The sequence below is a fragment of the Bradyrhizobium sp. WSM4872 genome (assembly GCF_055811715.1).
In genome coordinates, this window is record NZ_JBVVPT010000011.1 from 1 (window position 1) to 17,689 (window position 17,689).

The window sequence follows — 17,689 nt, forward strand, 5'->3', positions numbered from 1 at the left end:
CCCCCCCCCCCCCCCAACCCCCCCCCCCCCGCCCCCCCCCCCCCCCCCCCCCCGGCCCCCCCCCCCCGCCCCCCCCCACCCCCCCCCCCCGGCCCCCCCCCCCCCCCCCCCCCCCGTCATCAGATCAATTCTTGCGAGATCAATTCTTGCGAGGCCGGTTCAGCGTACGGTGACGGGCGCGGGCAGCGGCGGCACCACCGTCGGCTGGGTGCCTCCGACCGGGCCGGCCTGCGCGGCCATCGGAGCGGGCCCGGCAGCGCCGGGCACGGGCGCGGCGGATGCGGTCGCGGTTCCCGGCGGCGGACCACCCGGCATCACGACCACGCGGGTGCCCACCTTGACGCGATCGAACAGGTCGGAGACGTCCTCGTTCAGCATGCCGATGCAGCCGGAGGACACGAACTTGCCGATCGTCGAGGGCTGGTTGGTGCCGTGGATGCGGTAAACGGTCGAGCCGAGATACATCGCGCGGGCGCCGAGCGGATTGCCGGGACCGCCGGCCATGAAACGCGGCAGATAGGGCTGGCGCTCGATCATCTCGGTCGGCGGATGCCAATCCGGCCACTCGGCCTTGCGGGTGATCTTCTGCACCCCGGTCCAGGTGAAGCCGTCGCGGCCTACGCGGACGCCGTAGCGGATCGCACGGCCGTTGCCGAGCACGTAATAAAGGTAGGTATTCGGGGTATCGACGATGAGCGTTCCGGCCGGCTCCTTGGTCGCCAGCGAGACTTCCTGGCGGCGCAGGTTTTGCGGCAGCTGCGCCGGAGCAGCGTCAGGCTGCTCCTCGGGCGGGAGCGAAGCTATCGCCATCGGCCGGCCGTCGGCACCCACGGGCGGCTGCCCGGCCTGGACCGTTCCGGTCGCGCCGGGACCAGCCACTGCCTCGGGCGGACGCAGGCCGTCACTGCCGGGCGCCTGAGCCGGACGATCGGCGTAGATCACTGCGGGCGGGCCGGCGGGGCGGCCGTAGCGCGGATCATCGGGTGACGTCACGGGACCCTGCGGCGGCGCGGCCGAATAGACGGGGGCACCTGCGGGACGGCCATAACGGGGATCATCGGGCGACATCACCGGCCCCTGCGGCGGCGCGGCGGAATACACCGGCGGAGCGCCGGGCGGACGGCCGTAGCGCAGATCAGGACCGGGCGGCGGCAGCGCTGCCTGCGGCATCGCATCGTCTTCATCGTCGAGCGCGTCGAAACTCGGCGCGCGGTCGCCGGGCCGATATTCGGCCGGCGCGCCATAGCTCGGCGCCTGCTGGACCGGATAGCTCTGGGCCTGCGCGAGCGAGGTTCCCGCCGCAGCGACTGTTGCGGCAGCGCATATCGTCAGAATATGTTTGATCATCATCGCTCTTGTATAGTCCCCGGGCCCCGTCCGGACCGTTAACGGCCAGATGACGGAAGATAGCGGCACATTCAAGACATTACAGGCAGATTTGTGCCTGATTTGCCGATTTGTGGTCCGCAAGACTACCGTTGCCTCCTTGCATCACGGGACGAAAATCAGCCCACGCCCGAGATCGCAGGAGTCGCCGGCTCCGTTTTTTACGGAACGGCGCGGAATCGTTGCGGTATGTTCGAATCAGCCTGATTCGCCTCCGCTTTGAGCTTCGATCCCCGCGTGGCGAACGCGGCAAGCAGTACCGTCACCGCGTTCAGATGGCTCATGGGCCCTGGCCACTTCGCCGCCGGGGCGGAAATTCGCAATCCCTCGATGCTTCCCGGCTTTCGCTTCCTGTTTGCCGCGATCCTGCTGTCAGCCTCCATCCTGGTGTTCGGCCTGGGCGCCGCCGCGCTGCTGCGGGCGAGCCACGAGCAGTATGTCAGCAACCCCTCCTGGCGGAATGGTCCGCAGGAGCAGGTGTTTGCACAAGCTCCCGAGCCGGCCCAGCCGGTGCTCGCGGTCCTGCGCACCGAGTCGGAAGCAGCCACCGATCCGACGCCGTCGCTGCGCGATCAAGTCCCGACCATCGCGCTGCCGATGAGCGAGCCCGAACAAGTCGTCGCGCTGACAACTGAGACCGACGGTCAGCCGCAGGTCGCTGCACCTCCGGCCGATGTCCCGGCCGAACCGGCCAATGTCGAGGCCAAGGCCGAGACGACGACGGAGACCGCGGTGCCGGCCTCAAGCAACACGCTTACTCCGGCCGACGCCAGCGCATCCATCGCCGAGACCAAGCCCGTTTCGATCGCTCTCACGAGCAAACCAGCACCTGCCGCAGCCCCGGCTTCGTCCACGTTCGACATGGCGAGCGCGAAGTTCGCCGCATTGAACGACCCGGCGACCAGGACCTGGAAGGATCCGCCGGCCAAGGCCAAGGCCAACGCTATGGCCGACAGCGGTTCGCCGGAGAGCAAGGCGACCAAGCCGCGGGCGCATCGCGTGAAGAAGCGCCGCCGCATTGTCCGGCGTCCGCCGCCACCGGTTCAGCAACTTGATCCGTTCGGACAACCGCAACCCACGCTCGCCGCAACGACGACCGCGCGCCTACGTCAGTAGGTTACGCCGGCCCCGTTGCGATCGGCGGTCCTTTTTCCTGACCCCATTCCGACCATGAGCCGTCGTAGAGCGCGGTGTCGGTGATGCCGAGGCGATAGAGCGCCAGCGTCAGCACGCCGGCAGAGACCCCGGAGCCGCAGCTCGTCACGATCGGCGCTTCGAGCTTGACGCCGGCGTTCGTGAAGGCAGCGCGCAGATCATCGAGCGGCTTCATCGTGCCGGTCGCGGCATCGAACAGGAGATTGTAGGGCACGTTGCGCGCACCGGGGATATGGCCGGAGCGGATGCCCGCGCGCGGCTCCGGCGCCCTGCCCTCGAACCGGTCGGCGGCGCGCGCGTCGATCACCTGCTCGGCACGGCTTTCGACGTTGGCGATCAGTTGCTGCATGCTGCGCACGCGCTTGGAATCATAGCTCGCCTTGAATGTCGCTGGCTTCGGCTTCGTCTCGCCGCTCTCGGTCGCACGCCCTTCGGCACGCCACTTCTTCAGGCCCCCGTTGAGGATGCGCACATTGCTATGGCCGAAAGCCAGGAACATCCACCACGCGCGGGGAGCAGCGACCCAGCCACCGGCATCGTAGATCACGACGGTGTCGGCATTGGAGATGCCGAGATGACCGACGTCGCGGCCGAACTGCTCGGCGCTCGGGTACATGTGCGGCAGCGGGTTGGAATGGTCCGAGACCGCGTCGACGTCGAAGAACACTGCGCCTGGCAGATGCGCGGCGAGGTAATCATCCTTCGGCAATGGCAGCACGCCGGGCAGCTTAAAGCTGGCGTCGAGCACCTTGACGTTGGCATCGTTGATGTGGGCGGCGAGCCATTCGGTGGAGACGAGGGGATCGGTGGGAGTGGTCATTAGGGTGCTCCGGCAATTGTCTCAGTCGTCATGGCCGGGCTTGTCCCGGCCATCCACGTTCTTCTTGCGGCGAAGACGTGGATGCCCGGGTCATCTAGCGCGAAGACGCGCTTCGCGCTTTTGCCCGGGCATGACGGAGTGTGTGGTGAGAAAGGTATTCACCTCACCCCTTCTTCTTCGGCTCCCACTGCTCGACCGGCCCGCCGGCGTCGCGCCAGGCGGCGTAGCCGCCGGCGATGTGGGCGACGGGCTTGAGGCCCATGTCCTGCGCGGTCTTGGCGGCGAGCGCAGAGCGCAAGCCGCCGGCGCAATGGAAGACGAACTTCTTGTCCTCCTGGAACACCGGCTTCGCATAAGGGCTCTGCGGATCGATCCAGAATTCGAGCATGCCGCGGGTGCAGGCGAACGCGCCGGGGATGCGGCCGTCGCGCTCGATCTCGCGGGGATCGCGGATGTCGACGATGACGACGTCGCCGTTCTTGGAGATCTCGATGGCGTCCTTGGCGGTGAGCGTCTCGATCTCGGCATTGGCTTCGTCGATCAGCGCCTTGATGCCGCGGGTGATGGTCTGGGGCATTGTTCGTATCTCCCTCTTCTCGTCATTCCGGGGCGCGCGTAGCGCGAACCCGGAATCCATTCATCTACACGTACTGCCACCCGATGGATTCCGGGTTCGATGCTTCGCATCGCCCCGGAATGACGACGGCGAGGTCAGTGCGTCAATTCCTTCATCGCACCTTCCAGACCTTCAATCGTGATCGGATACATGCGGTTGGCGAAGATGCGTTTGATGATGGTGGTGGATTCCGAATAGTCCCAGTGCTTCTGCTGCACGGGATTGAGCCACACCGAATGCGGATAGGTGCGGATGATGCGGTCGAGCCAGACCGAGCCAGGCTCTTCGTTGACGTGCTCGACCGAGCCGCCGGGCACCATGATCTCGTAAGGGCTCATCGAGGCGTCGCCGACGAACACGATCTTGTAGTCGTGCGGGTATTTGTGCAGCACGTCCCAGGTCGGCGTGCGGTCGGTGAAGCGGCGCTTGTTCTGCTTCCACACGCCTTCATAGAGGCAGTTGTGGAAGTAGAAATACTCCATGTGCTTGAACTCGCTCTTCGCCGCCGAGAACAGCTCCTCGACCTGCTCGATATGCGCGTCCATCGAGCCGCCGATGTCGAAGAACACCAGCAGCTTCACCGCGTTGCGTCGCTCGGGCCGCATGTGCACGTCGAGATAACCGTGATTGGCGGTCTCGCGGATGGTGGTGTCGAGATCGAGCTCGTCCGGCGCGCCGGTGCGCGCGAACTTGCGCAGGCGCCGCAGCGCCACCTTGATGTTGCGGATGCCGAGCTCGACATTGCCGTCGAGATCCTTGAACTCACGCTTGTCCCACACCTTCACGGCGCGGTTGTTGCGGTTCTTCTCCTGGCCGATGCGAACGCCTTCGGGATTGTAGCCATGGGCGCCGAACGGCGAGGTGCCGGCCGTGCCGATCCACTTGCTTCCGCCCTGATGGCGGCCCTTCTGCTCCTCGAGGCGCTTCTTCAGGGTCTCCATGAGCTTGTCCCAGCCCATGGCCTCGATCTGCTTCTTCTCATCGTCGGTCAGGTATTTCTCGGCGAGCTTCTTCAGCCACTCCTCGGGGATCTCGGCCCCCTCCATGGCGTCTAGCAGGCTCTCCAGCCCCTTGAAGACGGTGCCGAAGACGCGGTCGAACTTGTCGAGGTTGCGCTCGTCCTTCACCAGCGAGGTGCGCGAGAGATAGTAGAAATTCTCGACCGAATAGTCCGCGAGATCAGCGTCGAGCGCCTCCATCAGCGTGAGGTATTCGCGCAGCGTCACGGGGACCTGCGCATCGCGCAGAGAAGTGAAGAATTGCAGGAACATGGGTGACAGATTGCCCGTCGGGGGGCGAACGTCAAGGGGCGGAGGCCATCGCTCTGCGCTGGACCGGGAGGCTTTTTGCTCTAGAATTGGCAGTCTCACGGGGTTGTTTTGGGGACGTTTGCAATGGGAATTCTCGCAGCGCTCATCATTGGCGCGATCGCAGGCTGGCTTGCCGGCAAGATTGTCCACGGGGCGGGATTTGGGCTGATCGGCAACATCGTCGTCGGCATCATCGGTGCGCTCGTGGCCAGCTGGATTCTGCCTCAGCTGCATATCCAGCTCGCAACGGGCACGGTCGGGGCCATCGTGGATGCCACGATCGGCGCGGTGATTGTGCTCGTCATCCTTTCGCTGATAAAACGGGTCTGAAAGCCTGACCGAACCAGGAACGGCCGCCACGCGCGGCCGTTCCGTTTGTTGGACCAGGGCCATGAAACTGGCAACGCCTGGGACGACGACCAACAAGGACGCGCGATGAAATTTACCGGCACCAAGGACTATGTTGCGACCGACGATCTCAAGGTCGCGGTCAACGCCTCGATCGTGCTGGAGCGCCCGCTGCTCATCAAGGGCGAGCCCGGCACTGGCAAGACGGTGCTGGCGGAGGAAGTGGCGAAGGCGCTGAACGCCCCGCTTCTGACCTGGCACATCAAGTCCACCACCAAGGCGCAGCAAGGCCTCTACGAATACGACGCGGTGTCGCGCCTGCGCGACAGCCAGCTCGGCGATGCCCGCGTGTCGGACATCAAGAACTACATCAAGCGCGGCAAGCTGTGGGATGCCTTCACCGCCGAGCAGCGCCCGGTGCTGCTGATCGACGAGATCGACAAGGCCGACATCGAATTCCCGAACGATCTTTTGCTCGAGCTCGACCGCATGGAATTCCATGTCTACGAGACCGGCGAGACGATCAAGGCGAAGCAGCGCCCGATCATGATGATCACCTCCAACAACGAGAAGGAGCTGCCGGACGCGTTCCTGCGCCGCTGCTTCTTCCACTACATCAAGTTCCCCGACGCCGACACCATGACCCGGATCGTCGACGTCCATTTTCCCGGCATCAAGAAGCGGCTGGTCGAGGAAGCCCTGCGCATCTTCTTCGAGGTCCGCGAGGTGCCCGGCCTGAAGAAGAAGCCGTCCACCTCCGAACTGCTCGACTGGCTCAAGCTGTTGCTCAACGAAGACATGAGCGTCGAGCAGTTGCGCGAACGCGATCCGCGCAAGCTGATCCCACCACTGCACGGTGCGCTGCTCAAGAACGAGCAGGACGTGCATCTGTTCGAGCGGCTGGCGTTCTTGAGCCGGAGGGAAGTGTAGGTTCGAGCGCACTCCGCGTTGCGGGCGAGGCAATCGGCCAAATCAACCGGTGTCGTCCTGGCGAAGGCCAGGACCCATACCGCGTGACTATCGATAAAACTCCGGCGCCAGTACCGCCCACCAAACCCCTCCCTGGGGTAATGGGTCCTGGCTTTCGCCAGGACGACGGTGGTGAAGCATCACGCTTCAACACACCCGCATCCTAAATCGCAGACACGCCTTCGCATCCTCGCGGCGCATTCGCCCGAGCTATGCTCTCTCCGTCACCCCTTTGACAAAGAGGGTGCAGGGAAGGCCGGGTGCCGGCTGGCACCCACGGTCCGCTGTGCGCATGTAGCGCAAAAGGACTGCACAGCGGCATACAGGCGAAGCCCAACACACGGCCTTCCCTGCGCAATGGTCGGACGGCTTATGCCGTGCTCTCCCGGGAGCCGAACTTTCCTTCTGGCCTCCCTCGCCCCGCGAATTGACGATGCCGTCCGCCCGGTTGGGCTCGCGCACATCTCCGCAAAGGCTTGACCGTAGCAACGACGGCCAGGACCACACGGTTTTGCCGTACGCAGCTCATCCGGCTCCGCCAAGAGGCTTCGCCGGACTTCGGCGCCGCTCGTCCGCACGAAGCCTCGGGCTCACAGGGACTACCCGCCCTGCCCGCGCCTCTCGCGCACGACGCTGCTGCGTCCACCGCAACCCGGCCCGCGTTTCGAACGACTCGCGAACCGCCCCTCTTCGGAGGCCGGGCTGTTTCGATGTATGCCGCAATTCCGAATTTCGGTAAAGCGGAATATTTTTGTGGAAAGGGATTGACGGGTGTCGAGGTGTTTTGCCCGACGGGCCAAGTAGCCCGGATGGAGCGCAGCGCAATCCGGGAAAATCGTGCAAACCGATGCAGTCATCCCGGATTGCGCTACGCTCCATCCGGGCTACGGACGATCCGGTCTATCTTGCGGGCCTTTCGATCTGCTCCGCCGAGCGCGTTTCAGCCCAGCGCAAGAAGATCGAAATGACTTCGCCGAGCCTATCCGGAGGACACGCCCCGGTGAATACATCGTCCTTCACGCGACAATGGAAAAACTGCCGGTGATCGCTTGATTGAAGCTCGGCAATTTCTTCGAAAGCCCGACCGGACAAATATGTATCTCTAAGCTCCACCCTGAAGTTCCAACCGGGATTGTCGAGCGTCTCGATCGTTATCCCGTAGGTGTGCTCCCAGTCTCCATTGCATTGGGCCGCGTACCAGCGCTCCAGTCGTTCAAGCACTTCGCCTGCGTCTTGCATCGGATTTCTGTCCGTTGGATGATCAGCTTGTAGGGTGGGTTAGCGTCAGCGTAACCCACCTCTTTTGTCTCCGCGTCGAGGGACGTGGTGGGTTACGCCGCGCGAATTGCGCTTCGCGCAATCGCGGGGCTAACCCACCCTACAAGGTCACGCCACAGCCGCATCGGGCACGCGTGCGGCTTCCATCGGCTGCTTGCCGCGTATCAGGTCCGAGGCGCGGTCGGCGATCATCATGGTGGAGGCATTGAGGTTCGCCGAGATCATGCGCGGCATGACGGACGCATCGATGACGCGCAGGCCTTGCAACCCGTGGACGCGGAGCTGGTCGTCGACCACAGCCCAGGTGGAATCCGCCGGGCCCATGCGGCAGGTGCAGCCGGGGTGGAAAGTGGTGGTGCCGCGCTCGGTGGCGGCGGCCAAGAACTCGTCGTCGGTGTTGATGTTGGGACCGGGGAAATCCTCGTAGGCGTAATAGGGCGACAGCGGCGCGCTCTTCAAAAGCTTGCGCGCGAGCTTCATGCCGCCGACGATGACGCGGCGGTCGAGCTCGGCGTCGAGATAGTTGGTCTGGATGATCGGCGGCGCGAACGGATCAGACGAGCGGATGCGGACATAGCCGCGACTCTCGGGGCGCTGCTGCCAGGAGGCCACCGTCATGCCGGGCTCGTCCTCGAGCTGGCCCTGCACGCCTTCCTTGTAGCTCGCCGGGGTGAAGGTGAGCTGGAGATCGGACGAATCCGCACTCTCGCCGGAGTGCCAGAAGCAATAGACCATGGTTGGCGACAGCGAGAGCAGGCCTTTGCGCGCGGTCGCCCATTTCATCGCCTCGACCCAGAGACGCCAGCCGCGACGAAGCTCGTTGATGGTCCTGATGTCTTTGACGCGCGCGACCGTGCGCGGCGCATAATGATCTTGCAGGCCTTCGCCCACCGGAAGCGCGTGACGCACCTGGATGCCGTGGGCGCTGAGCAAATCAGGCGAGCCGATGCCGGAGAGCTGCAAGAGCTGCGGCGAATTATAAGTGCCGCCGGAGAGGATCACCTCCTTGTTGGCGCGGACTTCGACCGGCGTGCCGCCCGAGCCGCCTTTCATGTAGCGCACGCCGACGGCGCGCTTGCCCTCGAAGATGATCTCGGTCGCATGCGCGTGGGTGTGGACATGGACGTTCGGCCGCTTCATCGCGGGCTTGAGGAAGGCTGTGGAAGCCGAGACGCGCAGACCCTTGTCGATGGTGCGCTGGCAGTAGGAGACGCCTTCCTGCATCGCGCCATTGTAATCGGGATTGCGGGGAATCCCGAGCGAGACCGCGCCCTCCATGAAGGCTTCGCAAAGCGGATCACGCCAGTTCATGGTGGTGACGGTGAGATTGCCGTCGCGGCCTCGATAAATGTCCTCGCCCTCGCCGACCCGTTTCTCCAGCCGCCGGAAATAGGGCAGCACGTCGGCATAGCCCCAGCCACGATTGCCCATCTGCGCCCAGGTGTCGAAATCCATGCGCTGGCCGCGATTGTAGATATGGCCGTTGATCGAGGACGAGCCGCCGAGCGTCTTGCCCCGCGGCGCGTAGATGCTGCGCCCGCCGGTCCAGGGCCCGACCTCCTGCTGGTAGGCCCAGTTGATGCTCTTCATGTGGAAGGTCTTGATGAAGCCCGCCGGCAAATGGATGTAGGGATGCCAGTCGCTCGGGCCCGCCTCGAGCACACAGACGCTGGTCGCAGGATCTTCGCTCAGCCGGCTGGTAAGCACGCAGCCGGCGGAGCCCGCGCCGACGATCACATAATCAAATCTGTCCATGGTGCCTCGGCCGCCTCTAGCGCGGCTTGTCGTTGAGTTGATAATTCAAATGCGTTCGCACGGTCGGCCATTCGGCCGCGGTGATGCTGTAGACCACGGTGTCGCGGAGCGTGCCGTTGGGCGCGACCTGGTGGCTGCGCAGGATGCCGTCCTGCTTGGCGCCCAGGCGCTCGATGGCGCGGCGGCTCTGGTGATTGAAGAAATGCGTGCGGAATTCCACCGCGATGCAGTCGAGGGCTTCGAAGGCATGGGTGAGCAGCAGCAGCTTGCACTGCGTGTTGAGCGGGCCGCGCTGCGCGCTCTTGCCGTACCAGGTCGAGCCGATCTCGACGCGGCGGTTGGCGGCATCGATGTTCATATAGGTCGTCATGCCCACGATCGTGCCGCTGCCATCGAATACGGTGAAAGGGAGCATCGAGCCTGCGGCCTGAAGTCCGAGCCGGCGGTCGATTTCCTTGCCCATGTTGTCCGGCGTCGGAATCGCGGTGTACCAGATGGTGGAGAGCTCGCCGTCCTTCACGGCCTCGATCAGCCCCTCGCGGTGCTGATGCGACAGCGGCTCGAGACCGGCATGCTGTCCGCGCAGGGTGATGGGATCGGGCCAGGGCATATTGAAGTCTCCTTAGGTCGCGTCATTGCGAGGAGCGAAGCGACGACGCAATCCAGACTGTCACCGCGGCCGCATTCCTGGATTGCTTCGCTTCGCTCGCAATGACGGTCACTAGCACCGTTTATTGGTTTAGGAAATTGAGAGGCAAACCGCTGCGCGGCCAGTCCATGGCGATCAGCTCGCCCTTGCCTGAGAGCGTGATGTAGGCGGTCTTCAGCTCGGGGCCGCCGAAGGCGATGTTGGTGGTGACGCGGTCGCCGGTCGGGACCTGCTCGACCAAGGTACCATCAGGCGCGATCACCGAGATGCAGCCGGAGACGAGGGTGGCGACGCAGACATTGCCGTTCGCTTCGACCGCGAGCGAGTCGAACATCTGGTAGCCGCCGAGGCCGCAGATCGGTTTGCCCCGCTCGCCGCGATAGATCACGTCGCGCGGCTTGAGCGTGCCGGGCGCGGAGAGCTCGTAGGCCCAGAGCCGGCCCGTCGGCGTCTCCGCGATGTAGACGGTGGTCTCGTCGGGCGACAGACCGATGCCGTTCGCCGGCAACACGCCGTGGACGATTTCGACGATCTCCTTCATGCCGGGCTTGAGATAATACATGCCGCCAACGTCCATCTCGCGCGCGCGGCGCTTGCCGAGATCGGAGAACCAGAGGCCGCCCTGCTTGTCGAACACCAGATCGTTCGGCCCGCGCAGATCGTGCTCGCCACATTTGGTCACGACGGTCTCGATCTTGCCCGCTTGGAGATCGACGCGCTGGATCGAGCCGCCGAGATAATCGTCGGGCTGCGGACCCGGCATGATCATGTTGCGGGTCGGGATCCAGGAGAAGCCGCCATTGTTGCAGATGTAGATCTTGCCGTCGGGCCCGAGGGCTGCGCCGTTCGGACCGCCCGGAATCTTCGCGACGATCTCCTTGCGCCCGTCGGGATGGATTCGGGTCAGGCGCTGGCCGCGGATTTCCACCAGCACGACCGAGCCGTCCGGCATCACGACCGGCCCTTCGGGAAATTCGAGGTCGGTGGCGAGAACGCGGACGTTGGACATGTGGGGACCCTCCCGGCTGCTTGTTATGACTTGCACGGGATGTCCGGCACGGGCCCCACACGCAAGATTGCCTGCGGTTATGGCAAAGTCACCGGGGCTTGCCAAGCAAGCGGGATGGTATGCCAGCGTTGCGCGCTAATCTCGCACGGGTATCCAAATCTCCAGGCCGCCATTGCCGGTGGCGGGATCGAATTTCTCGTCGTAGCGTTCGAAGTTCGGCGCATCGGCAGCCTTCAGGCCGGAGGCCGGCAACCACTGATTCCAGATAGCGTTGACGGTGCGCCTGATCGAGGCGACGTGGTCGGCGTGGGTGAACACCGCATAGCGCTGCTCGGGGATACGGATACGGCCGAAGCGGCGGGGCAGCTCGGAGAAATCGGCGACCTCGACGCCGGCGATGTAGTCGAAATTGCCGGCATCGTCGCCGTTGCAGCAGACGCCATAGGCGACCGGTCCAACGCGCGCGGGAATGTCGGCGACATCCTGGTGGAAGCGCTGCCACAGTCCGGGAATCACCGCGCCGTTGTCGCAGGAGATGCGCTCGTTGATGCCTGCGATGAGGAAGGCCTTTGTGGTTTCGAAGCGCGGGGCGGCGAGTTTGTCGGAGATGGTCGAGTCCATGAGGATCGGCTCCTGAAGCTTGAGATGGCCGGTGCATTGCGCGGCGCGCACCGCTTCGGGCGTGGTGCCGAACTGGTCGCGGAACGCGCGGGTGAATGCTTCGTGCGAGCCGTAATCCGCCTCCAGCGCCAGCGAGAGGATGTCCGGCGCGCCGTTCGCAAGACTGCGCGCCGCTTCGCTCAGCCGCCGCGCGCGCACGTACCGCATCACCGGCAGGCCGGTGGCTGCGGCAAACGCGCGCACGATGTGGAACCGCGACACGCCTGATATCGCAGCAATCTCGTCGAGCGTCATAGGCTCGGCCAGATGGCTCTCGACATACCAGAGCGCGCGCTGGGCTGGGTTCATGGCGTCTCTCTCGTTCGAAGCGCAACCATGATGCACGGAAGTCCGCAGGCTTCGCTTGATCGGCGTTGCGATCCAGCAAGAGGATAACGCCGGACCAGCCACTGGCAACGTCCGGGCGTTCATGGCTACACTCGGGACGTCCTTGAAACCGCTCACGAGAAAGCAGGAGGAACCGCGTCATGAAGATCACCGATGTGCGCGCGCACCATATCCGCATCCCCTATGACGCCGGTGTCGCGAGCTTCCGTCAGGGCGCCTCCGCCATCACCGCCCTCGACATGGTGATGGTCGAGGTCACCACCGACGCCGGCTTGACCGGCTGGGGCGATGCCTTCGCCTATGTCTGCCCGCGCACCACGCGCAGTGCCGTCGAGGAAATGATCGCACCGCAGGCCCGTGGGCTGGAGGTTCCCGATGCCGCCGGCATTCCCGCGGTGATGGAGCAGATCCAGCGTAATCTGCATCTGTTCGGGCGTTACGGCATCACCATGTTCGCGATTTCCGGGCTCGACATCGCGCTGTGGGACCTCGCCGCCAAGATCAAGGGCGTGCCGCTGCACCGCCTGCTCGGCGGCACCCGGCGCCCAGCCATTCCGGCTTATGCGAGCCTGTTGCGGATCGGCTCGCCCGACAACATCGCCGCCGAATGCAAGAAGGCGCTCGCGCTCGGCTACGGCGCCATCAAGCTGCACGAGACCACGGCGCCGGCGGTGTTTGCCGCGCGCGCGGCGATCGGGCCCGGCATTCCGCTGATGGTGGACATGAACTGCCCGCTGTCCGGCGAAGAGGCGATCGCGTTCGCCAGGACATGCCGGGACGCGCAGCCGATGTTCCTCGAGGAGCCGATTTGGCCGCCGGAGGATTTTACGGCGCTCGCCGAGGTCCGCAGCAAGGGCGGACTCGGCGTCGCGGCCGGCGAGAACGCCTGCACGGAATATCAATTCCGCCAGATGATGGATGCGGGCGCGGTCAGCCACGCCCAGCCGTCGGTGATCAAGGTCGGCGGCATCACGGAATTTCTGAAGGTTGCGGCGCTCGCGGATCGGCAAGGCGTCAAGATCGTTCCGCACTCCCCGTATTTCGGCCCCGGCCTGCTGGCGACCTTGCATCTCCTGGCAGGGCGCGACGACGGGTTGGTCGAGATGTTTTACCTGAAGCGCGAGGCCTGCCTCTGGGGAGGCCGCGCCGATGTCGATGCCACCGGCCATGTCGCGGTGCCGACCGGACCTGGACTCGGCTATGAGCCCGACCGCAGCGTGATGGAGCGATATCGCGTCGCCTGAGCGCGGCGCCTATTTCGCCGCATCTTTCGGCGGCGGCGCATCCTGTTTCTTCTTTACATCCTCCGCGGTCTTCGCCTGCGCGCTCTGGAGATCGCCGAGCATCTTCTGCAAGCCGGCCACCGTCGTCTTCAACGCGTCGATCTGGCGGCCCGCGGCATCCAGCTTCTGCTGGTGATCGAGATTCAGCCTGGTGATCGTCTTCTGGAGGAAGTCGACGTTGCTCTGGAGGCAGCTGGTGCGGCGCTCCATGGTCTTCTCGACGGTGCAGATCTCGATGCCGGGCACGTCCTGCGCGCGGACCGGCGCAATCGCCAGCGTGGCGAGCAGCAACATCGCGAAGCAGACGCCGGTGCCTCGAAGCAGCATGCAGGTTCCTCGTCAAATCAATCACGGCAATGTGCGCTTTTTGCACGCGGCCTGTCGAGGCTACCACACTCGCACCGCATTCTCGCGTTGAGCTTGCAGCTGTTCCCTCGGACGGGGAGCGATGATCTGCACGCGGAGGAAATGGGCGCTCCTTCCGCGGCTTTGTTTAGGGGAGTTTTTGATGGCAACGCGCGACAGACGACTGGCGGAATTCGACGGCGCCGGAGAACCGCCGCCTGGCCTTGCAGTCGAAGTGCTGTGCGAGGACCACAGCGGGACTTATCAGCTGCCGTTCGCCTGCCGCTATGTCGAGGGACGCTGGCAGAACCACACGGCCGGTGTCGCGGTCGAAGCTACCGTCATCGGCTGGCGCGTCCCACGCATGAAGCATTCGGGCGTGGCCTGAGCACTGATGTCTGTCTCAAAATGCAACGGGGTCGCGTCCCGGCTTAACCTTCGGAACGCGGCCCGAACGAATCGCGTCCGAATCAGCCGTAGGGCCCCGTACGCGCCTGTTCACGGCTAGATGTCGCAACTGGCCACCAGGCGCATACAATATCTGCGCACCGCTTGAGCAGGGCCAGCCAGCCATGGGCGTCAAAAGTTAACGGCTTCAATGACATGACCGCGGGTGCGGCGATTGGATGCTCGCTTCCAAAACAGGCAGATGGCACCCGGCCTGCCTAATATTCGACCTCGAGCTCCTCGATCTCAGCCGGCTCATCCTTTGCCGCCGCGATCCATTCCTTCATCTCCGGCATGGCCATGATGGTATCGGCATAGGCCTGCAGCTGCGGCTCAAGCTTGACGTTATAGGTCACGAAGCGCGTCACCACCGGGGCGTACATCGCATCAGCCATGGTGCGGGTCTCGCCGAACAGGAAGGGCCCGCCCGATTTGTCCAGGCAGTCGCGCCAGATCGCCCAGACGCGATCGATGTCGGCCTGCGCGCGCGACCAGATCTTGAAGCCGGGGAAGTGCCCCTTCAGATTGACCGGCAGCGAGGCGCGCAAGGTGGTGAAGCCGGAATGGATTTCGCCGCAGATCGAGCGGCAATGCGCGCGCTGGACGCGATCCGCGGGCAACAGCCCTGCATCCGGCATCGCCTCGTTGAGATATTCGGCGATTGCCAGCGTATCCCAGACGATCGCGCCGTCGTGCCGCAGGCACGGCACCAGGATCGACGATGACAACAGCAGGATTTCGGCGCGCGCCGACGCGTCGTCCGGCGCGGTGACGATCTCCTCGAAATCGAGCCCGGAAAACTTCGTCAGCAGCCAGCCACGCAGCGACCAGGACGAATAGTTCTTGCTGCTGATGGTCAGTGTCGCCTTCGCCATGTGGCCTTCCCTCACGCCTGTGACTTGCACCCGCCCGGACTGCCGAGTGCGCACCGCCTGTGCTTCCCGCGAAAAGAGCAGCAAGCGACGTGCCAATCTTGAGGGCGGCCCATCTCCGGTTTGGCTCCGATATTGCATAACAGCACGGGGACAGGTGGGCGTTTCAGTATGATGTCGATGTATTATCAGGCCTTTCAGAACCATATGGACCTGACGGCGCCGTGGCGGTCGGGGGCTTCGTCCGCGCTCAAATTCCTCAATCTGGTGCCGCAGGGCTTATCGGATCAGGTCGTCGGCCGGCTGTCGGCCGCGCTGGAGCTGATCTCCCGCTCCACCCTCACCTACCACCGCCCCGCCTACGGCATCGACAGCGTCATGGTCGGCAATCGCGAGGTCGCCGTGACCGAGGAGATCGCTTATGCGACTCCGTTCGGCTCGCTGCTGCGCTTCAAGAAGGAAGGCGTGGGCGAACAGCCGCGCATGCTGCTGGTGGCGCCGATGTCCGGCCATTTCGCGACGCTGCTACGCGGCACCGTGAAGACGCTGCTGCAGGATCACGACGTCTACATCACCGACTGGCACAATCCGCGCGACATTCCCCGCAGCGAGGGCCGTTTCGGGCTCGACGACTACACAGAGCATCTGATCGACTTCCTCGGCCAACTGGGCCCGCGCCCGCACATGGTCGCGATCTGCCAGCCCTCGGTCTCTGCACTCGCGGCCGCCGCGATCATGTGCGAGGGCAACCATCCTTCGCGGCCGGCGACGTTGACGCTGATGGCCGGCCCGATCGACACGCGCATCCAGCCGACCAGAGTCAACGAATTCGCCAAGAGCAGGCCGATCGACTGGTTCGAGCAGAACCTGATCAACTACGTGCCGATGCAGTGCCGCGGTGCCTTGCGGAAAGTCTATCCCGGCTTCGTGCAGCTCACCGCCTTCGTCTCGATGAATCTCGAGCGCCACATCAAGCAGCATATCGATCTCGCCGATCACATCGCCAAGGGCGAGAAGGAGAAGGCGGCCAGCATCAAGACCTTCTACGACGAATATTTCGCCGTGATGGACCTGCCCGCGGAATTCTATATCGAGACCGTGCGCGACGTGTTCCAGGAGCACCTTCTGCCCCAGGGCAAGCTGATGCATCGGGGACGTCCGGTGAACACCAAGGCCGTCAGCCGCATGGGGCTGATGACGGTCGAGGGCGAGAAGGACGACATCTGCTCGATCGGCCAGACGCTGGCCGCGCAAGACCTCTGCACCGGCGTGCGCGCCTATCGCCGTGTGCACCACATGCAGGCCGGCGTCGGCCATTACGGCGTGTTCTCGGGCAAGCGCTGGAACAACGAAATCTATCCGCTGCTGCGGGATTTCGTGCACGTGAACTCCTGAAGCCGCGCCAAATTTCTTTCAGCAGGATTGGACAAGGCAGCGCTGCTTTGGGAAAGACGCTGGCGCTGCACCAGACCTAAAACCTGGCCATGCCGCTCGCCCCGGAGGCCAAGCCATATCCGAACTTCCCACCCCAGCTGCAACACCCGCCGCGGTCGTCGAGGCATTGAAGGCGGTCGCAGGCAATCCGCCGAAGGTGCGCGCGAGCTTCGCTAAGGGGCGATGTGTGCGCGGAACCTACGCCCCGTCCGACCGCGCGGCAGAGGTTACGCGATCGCTGAGCTTCACCAAGCCCTCGCGTGTGCTCGCGCGCTTCTCCGTCGGCGGCGGCAATTCCGGGGTGACCGACACCGACAACCTCGTGCTGCGCGGCTTCAGCTTCAGGCTTGGCGACGACGCCCATCGCTCGGACATCCTGACGGAAACCGCTCCGGTGCATTTTGCACGGACGCTCGACCAGATGCTCGCCTTCCTCGAGGCGCACATTCCGGGCGCGGACGGCAAGCCTGACATCGAGAAGGTCCGGGCCTTTTCCGCGGACAATCCTGAAACACTGAACCAGGCGAACTACCTCGCGGCACGCCGGCTGCCCGGCAGCTTTGCCGGCACGACCTATTGGGGCGTGCACGCCTTTCCCGCGACGAACGCGAAGGACGAGACCCGCTTCATCAAGTTCAAGGTCGCGCCTGTCGGCGGCGACGTCACCTTGAGCGAGGACGAAGCCAGGACGAAGTCGGCCGATTTCCTCCATGACGATCTCGCGCGGGGAATCGCAGCCGGCGATGTCCGCTTCAACGTGATGGCCTTGCTCGACCGTCCCGGCGATCCCACCATGGACGTGACCCTGCGATGGCCGGACGAGGACAACCGTGAGCAGGTGCGGCTGGGGACGATCGTCATCACCAGCCTCGAGGCCAACGAGGCCTGCGACGGCTCCATCTTCAATCCCGCCAATCTTGCCGACGGCATCGGCCATCCGCCGGACGAGATCTTTGCGGCGCGCCGCACGGCCTACACAATCTCGCTGTCGAAGCGCCGGTAAAT

18 protein-coding genes are annotated in these 17,689 nt (G+C 64.6%); 7 read left to right on the forward strand and 11 right to left on the reverse strand.

All coding sequences use genetic code 11. From position 1 onward, the window contains the following. Positions 1-159 precede the first annotated feature (159 nt). A complete protein-coding gene (locus AC0L3C_RS17015) occupies positions 160-1,347 on the reverse strand; it encodes a L,D-transpeptidase (RefSeq protein WP_473279297.1) in 1,188 nt (395 codons plus the stop codon). Between the two features lie 321 nt (positions 1,348-1,668). Here AC0L3C_RS17015 and AC0L3C_RS17020 point away from each other — a divergent pair, with 321 nt between their 5' ends. Next, entirely contained in the window at positions 1,669-2,502 is an 834-nt protein-coding gene (locus tag AC0L3C_RS17020) for a hypothetical protein (protein WP_473408525.1), read from the forward strand. Position 2,503: 1 nt separating this feature from the next. Here AC0L3C_RS17020 and sseA read toward each other — a convergent pair whose 3' ends face one another. The 3 genes from sseA to AC0L3C_RS17035 form a co-directional block, all read right to left on the reverse strand. Continuing rightward, the gene (sseA, locus tag AC0L3C_RS17025) at positions 2,504-3,361 is read right to left on the reverse strand and encodes a 3-mercaptopyruvate sulfurtransferase (RefSeq protein ID WP_473408526.1); all 858 of its coding nucleotides are present in this window, start codon (positions 3,359-3,361) and stop codon (positions 2,504-2,506) included. A gap of 163 nt (positions 3,362-3,524) precedes the next feature. Then, positions 3,525-3,938, reverse strand: coding sequence for a rhodanese-like domain-containing protein (locus AC0L3C_RS17030; protein ID WP_007613708.1), 414 nt, complete (start codon positions 3,936-3,938; stop codon positions 3,525-3,527). 134 nt (positions 3,939-4,072) lie between these two features. Then, on the reverse strand, positions 4,073-5,248 hold the full coding sequence (locus AC0L3C_RS17035; protein WP_063995163.1) for a vWA domain-containing protein: 1,176 nt from the start codon (positions 5,246-5,248) through the stop codon (positions 4,073-4,075). A gap of 123 nt (positions 5,249-5,371) precedes the next feature. Between AC0L3C_RS17035 and AC0L3C_RS17040 the strand changes: the two genes are divergently transcribed. Together AC0L3C_RS17040 and AC0L3C_RS17045 are read left to right on the forward strand one after the other, a co-directional pair. Further along, on the forward strand, positions 5,372-5,617 hold the full coding sequence (locus AC0L3C_RS17040) for a GlsB/YeaQ/YmgE family stress response membrane protein (protein WP_007613712.1): 246 nt from the start codon (positions 5,372-5,374) through the stop codon (positions 5,615-5,617). Between the two features lie 105 nt (positions 5,618-5,722). After that, positions 5,723-6,565: an AAA family ATPase gene (locus AC0L3C_RS17045; RefSeq protein WP_007600695.1), complete on the forward strand. Its 843-nt coding sequence runs from the start codon at positions 5,723-5,725 to the stop codon at positions 6,563-6,565. Between the two features lie 939 nt (positions 6,566-7,504). Here the strand turns inward: AC0L3C_RS17045 and AC0L3C_RS17050 are convergent. The 5 genes from AC0L3C_RS17050 to AC0L3C_RS17070 form a co-directional block, all read right to left on the reverse strand. Beyond that, the gene (locus AC0L3C_RS17050; RefSeq protein ID WP_473263011.1) at positions 7,505-7,843 is read right to left on the reverse strand and encodes an immunity 53 family protein; all 339 of its coding nucleotides are present in this window, start codon (positions 7,841-7,843) and stop codon (positions 7,505-7,507) included. Positions 7,844-7,990: 147 nt separating this feature from the next. Then, complete coding sequence (locus AC0L3C_RS17055) at positions 7,991-9,637, reverse strand: GMC family oxidoreductase (protein ID WP_473408527.1); 1,647 nt, start codon at positions 9,635-9,637, stop codon at positions 7,991-7,993. Between the two features lie 16 nt (positions 9,638-9,653). Next, a complete protein-coding gene (locus AC0L3C_RS17060; protein ID WP_473408528.1) occupies positions 9,654-10,247 on the reverse strand; it encodes a GNAT family N-acetyltransferase in 594 nt (197 codons plus the stop codon). A 121-nt stretch (positions 10,248-10,368) separates the two neighbouring features. After that, positions 10,369-11,295 carry an SMP-30/gluconolactonase/LRE family protein gene (locus tag AC0L3C_RS17065; RefSeq protein ID WP_473408529.1) on the reverse strand — a complete coding sequence of 309 codons (927 nt, stop codon included), beginning with the start codon at positions 11,293-11,295 and terminating at the stop codon, positions 10,369-10,371. A 135-nt stretch (positions 11,296-11,430) separates the two neighbouring features. Next, positions 11,431-12,264 carry a GyrI-like domain-containing protein gene (locus AC0L3C_RS17070; RefSeq protein ID WP_473263015.1) on the reverse strand — a complete coding sequence of 278 codons (834 nt, stop codon included), beginning with the start codon at positions 12,262-12,264 and terminating at the stop codon, positions 11,431-11,433. A 179-nt stretch (positions 12,265-12,443) separates the two neighbouring features. Here AC0L3C_RS17070 and AC0L3C_RS17075 point away from each other — a divergent pair, with 179 nt between their 5' ends. Next, positions 12,444-13,547: a mandelate racemase/muconate lactonizing enzyme family protein gene (locus AC0L3C_RS17075; RefSeq protein WP_473263016.1), complete on the forward strand. Its 1,104-nt coding sequence runs from the start codon at positions 12,444-12,446 to the stop codon at positions 13,545-13,547. Positions 13,548-13,556: 9 nt separating this feature from the next. Here AC0L3C_RS17075 and AC0L3C_RS17080 read toward each other — a convergent pair whose 3' ends face one another. After that, positions 13,557-13,913 carry a hypothetical protein gene (locus AC0L3C_RS17080; RefSeq protein WP_473263017.1) on the reverse strand — a complete coding sequence of 119 codons (357 nt, stop codon included), beginning with the start codon at positions 13,911-13,913 and terminating at the stop codon, positions 13,557-13,559. Positions 13,914-14,094: 181 nt separating this feature from the next. Here AC0L3C_RS17080 and AC0L3C_RS17085 point away from each other — a divergent pair, with 181 nt between their 5' ends. After that, positions 14,095-14,319 carry a hypothetical protein gene (locus AC0L3C_RS17085; RefSeq protein ID WP_007595594.1) on the forward strand — a complete coding sequence of 75 codons (225 nt, stop codon included), beginning with the start codon at positions 14,095-14,097 and terminating at the stop codon, positions 14,317-14,319. Between the two features lie 277 nt (positions 14,320-14,596). On the opposite strand, the gene AC0L3C_RS17090 is transcribed toward AC0L3C_RS17085, so the two are convergent. Next, positions 14,597-15,253: a glutathione S-transferase family protein gene (locus AC0L3C_RS17090; protein WP_473263018.1), complete on the reverse strand. Its 657-nt coding sequence runs from the start codon at positions 15,251-15,253 to the stop codon at positions 14,597-14,599. A gap of 168 nt (positions 15,254-15,421) precedes the next feature. Here AC0L3C_RS17090 and AC0L3C_RS17095 point away from each other — a divergent pair, with 168 nt between their 5' ends. Beyond that, complete coding sequence (locus AC0L3C_RS17095) at positions 15,422-16,645, forward strand: polyhydroxyalkanoate depolymerase (RefSeq protein WP_084777503.1); 1,224 nt, start codon at positions 15,422-15,424, stop codon at positions 16,643-16,645. 115 nt (positions 16,646-16,760) lie between these two features. After that, positions 16,761-17,687, forward strand: a complete 927-nt coding sequence (locus tag AC0L3C_RS17100; protein ID WP_473408597.1) for a catalase family peroxidase — start codon at positions 16,761-16,763, stop codon at positions 17,685-17,687. Positions 17,688-17,689: the final 2 nt, after the last annotated feature.

Bases quoted from the DNA above. Each gene is read 5' to 3' on its own strand.
- AC0L3C_RS17015 (WP_473279297.1), bottom strand. From the start codon at position 1,347: ATGATCAAACATATTCTGACGATATGCGCTGCCGCAACAGTCGCTGCG.
- AC0L3C_RS17020 (WP_473408525.1), top strand. From the start codon at position 1,669: ATGGGCCCTGGCCACTTCGCCGCCGGGGCGGAAATTCGCAATCCCTCG.
- sseA (WP_473408526.1), bottom strand. From the start codon at position 3,361: ATGACCACTCCCACCGATCCCCTCGTCTCCACCGAATGGCTCGCCGCC.
- AC0L3C_RS17030 (WP_007613708.1), bottom strand. From the start codon at position 3,938: ATGCCCCAGACCATCACCCGCGGCATCAAGGCGCTGATCGACGAAGCC.
- AC0L3C_RS17035 (WP_063995163.1), bottom strand. From the start codon at position 5,248: ATGTTCCTGCAATTCTTCACTTCTCTGCGCGATGCGCAGGTCCCCGTG.
- AC0L3C_RS17040 (WP_007613712.1), top strand. From the start codon at position 5,372: ATGGGAATTCTCGCAGCGCTCATCATTGGCGCGATCGCAGGCTGGCTT.
- AC0L3C_RS17045 (WP_007600695.1), top strand. From the start codon at position 5,723: ATGAAATTTACCGGCACCAAGGACTATGTTGCGACCGACGATCTCAAG.
- AC0L3C_RS17050 (WP_473263011.1), bottom strand. From the start codon at position 7,843: ATGCAAGACGCAGGCGAAGTGCTTGAACGACTGGAGCGCTGGTACGCG.
- AC0L3C_RS17055 (WP_473408527.1), bottom strand. From the start codon at position 9,637: ATGGACAGATTTGATTATGTGATCGTCGGCGCGGGCTCCGCCGGCTGC.
- AC0L3C_RS17060 (WP_473408528.1), bottom strand. From the start codon at position 10,247: ATGCCCTGGCCCGATCCCATCACCCTGCGCGGACAGCATGCCGGTCTC.
- AC0L3C_RS17065 (WP_473408529.1), bottom strand. From the start codon at position 11,295: ATGTCCAACGTCCGCGTTCTCGCCACCGACCTCGAATTTCCCGAAGGG.
- AC0L3C_RS17070 (WP_473263015.1), bottom strand. From the start codon at position 12,264: ATGAACCCAGCCCAGCGCGCGCTCTGGTATGTCGAGAGCCATCTGGCC.
- AC0L3C_RS17075 (WP_473263016.1), top strand. From the start codon at position 12,444: ATGAAGATCACCGATGTGCGCGCGCACCATATCCGCATCCCCTATGAC.
- AC0L3C_RS17080 (WP_473263017.1), bottom strand. From the start codon at position 13,913: ATGCTGCTTCGAGGCACCGGCGTCTGCTTCGCGATGTTGCTGCTCGCC.
- AC0L3C_RS17085 (WP_007595594.1), top strand. From the start codon at position 14,095: ATGGCAACGCGCGACAGACGACTGGCGGAATTCGACGGCGCCGGAGAA.
- AC0L3C_RS17090 (WP_473263018.1), bottom strand. From the start codon at position 15,253: ATGGCGAAGGCGACACTGACCATCAGCAGCAAGAACTATTCGTCCTGG.
- AC0L3C_RS17095 (WP_084777503.1), top strand. From the start codon at position 15,422: ATGATGTCGATGTATTATCAGGCCTTTCAGAACCATATGGACCTGACG.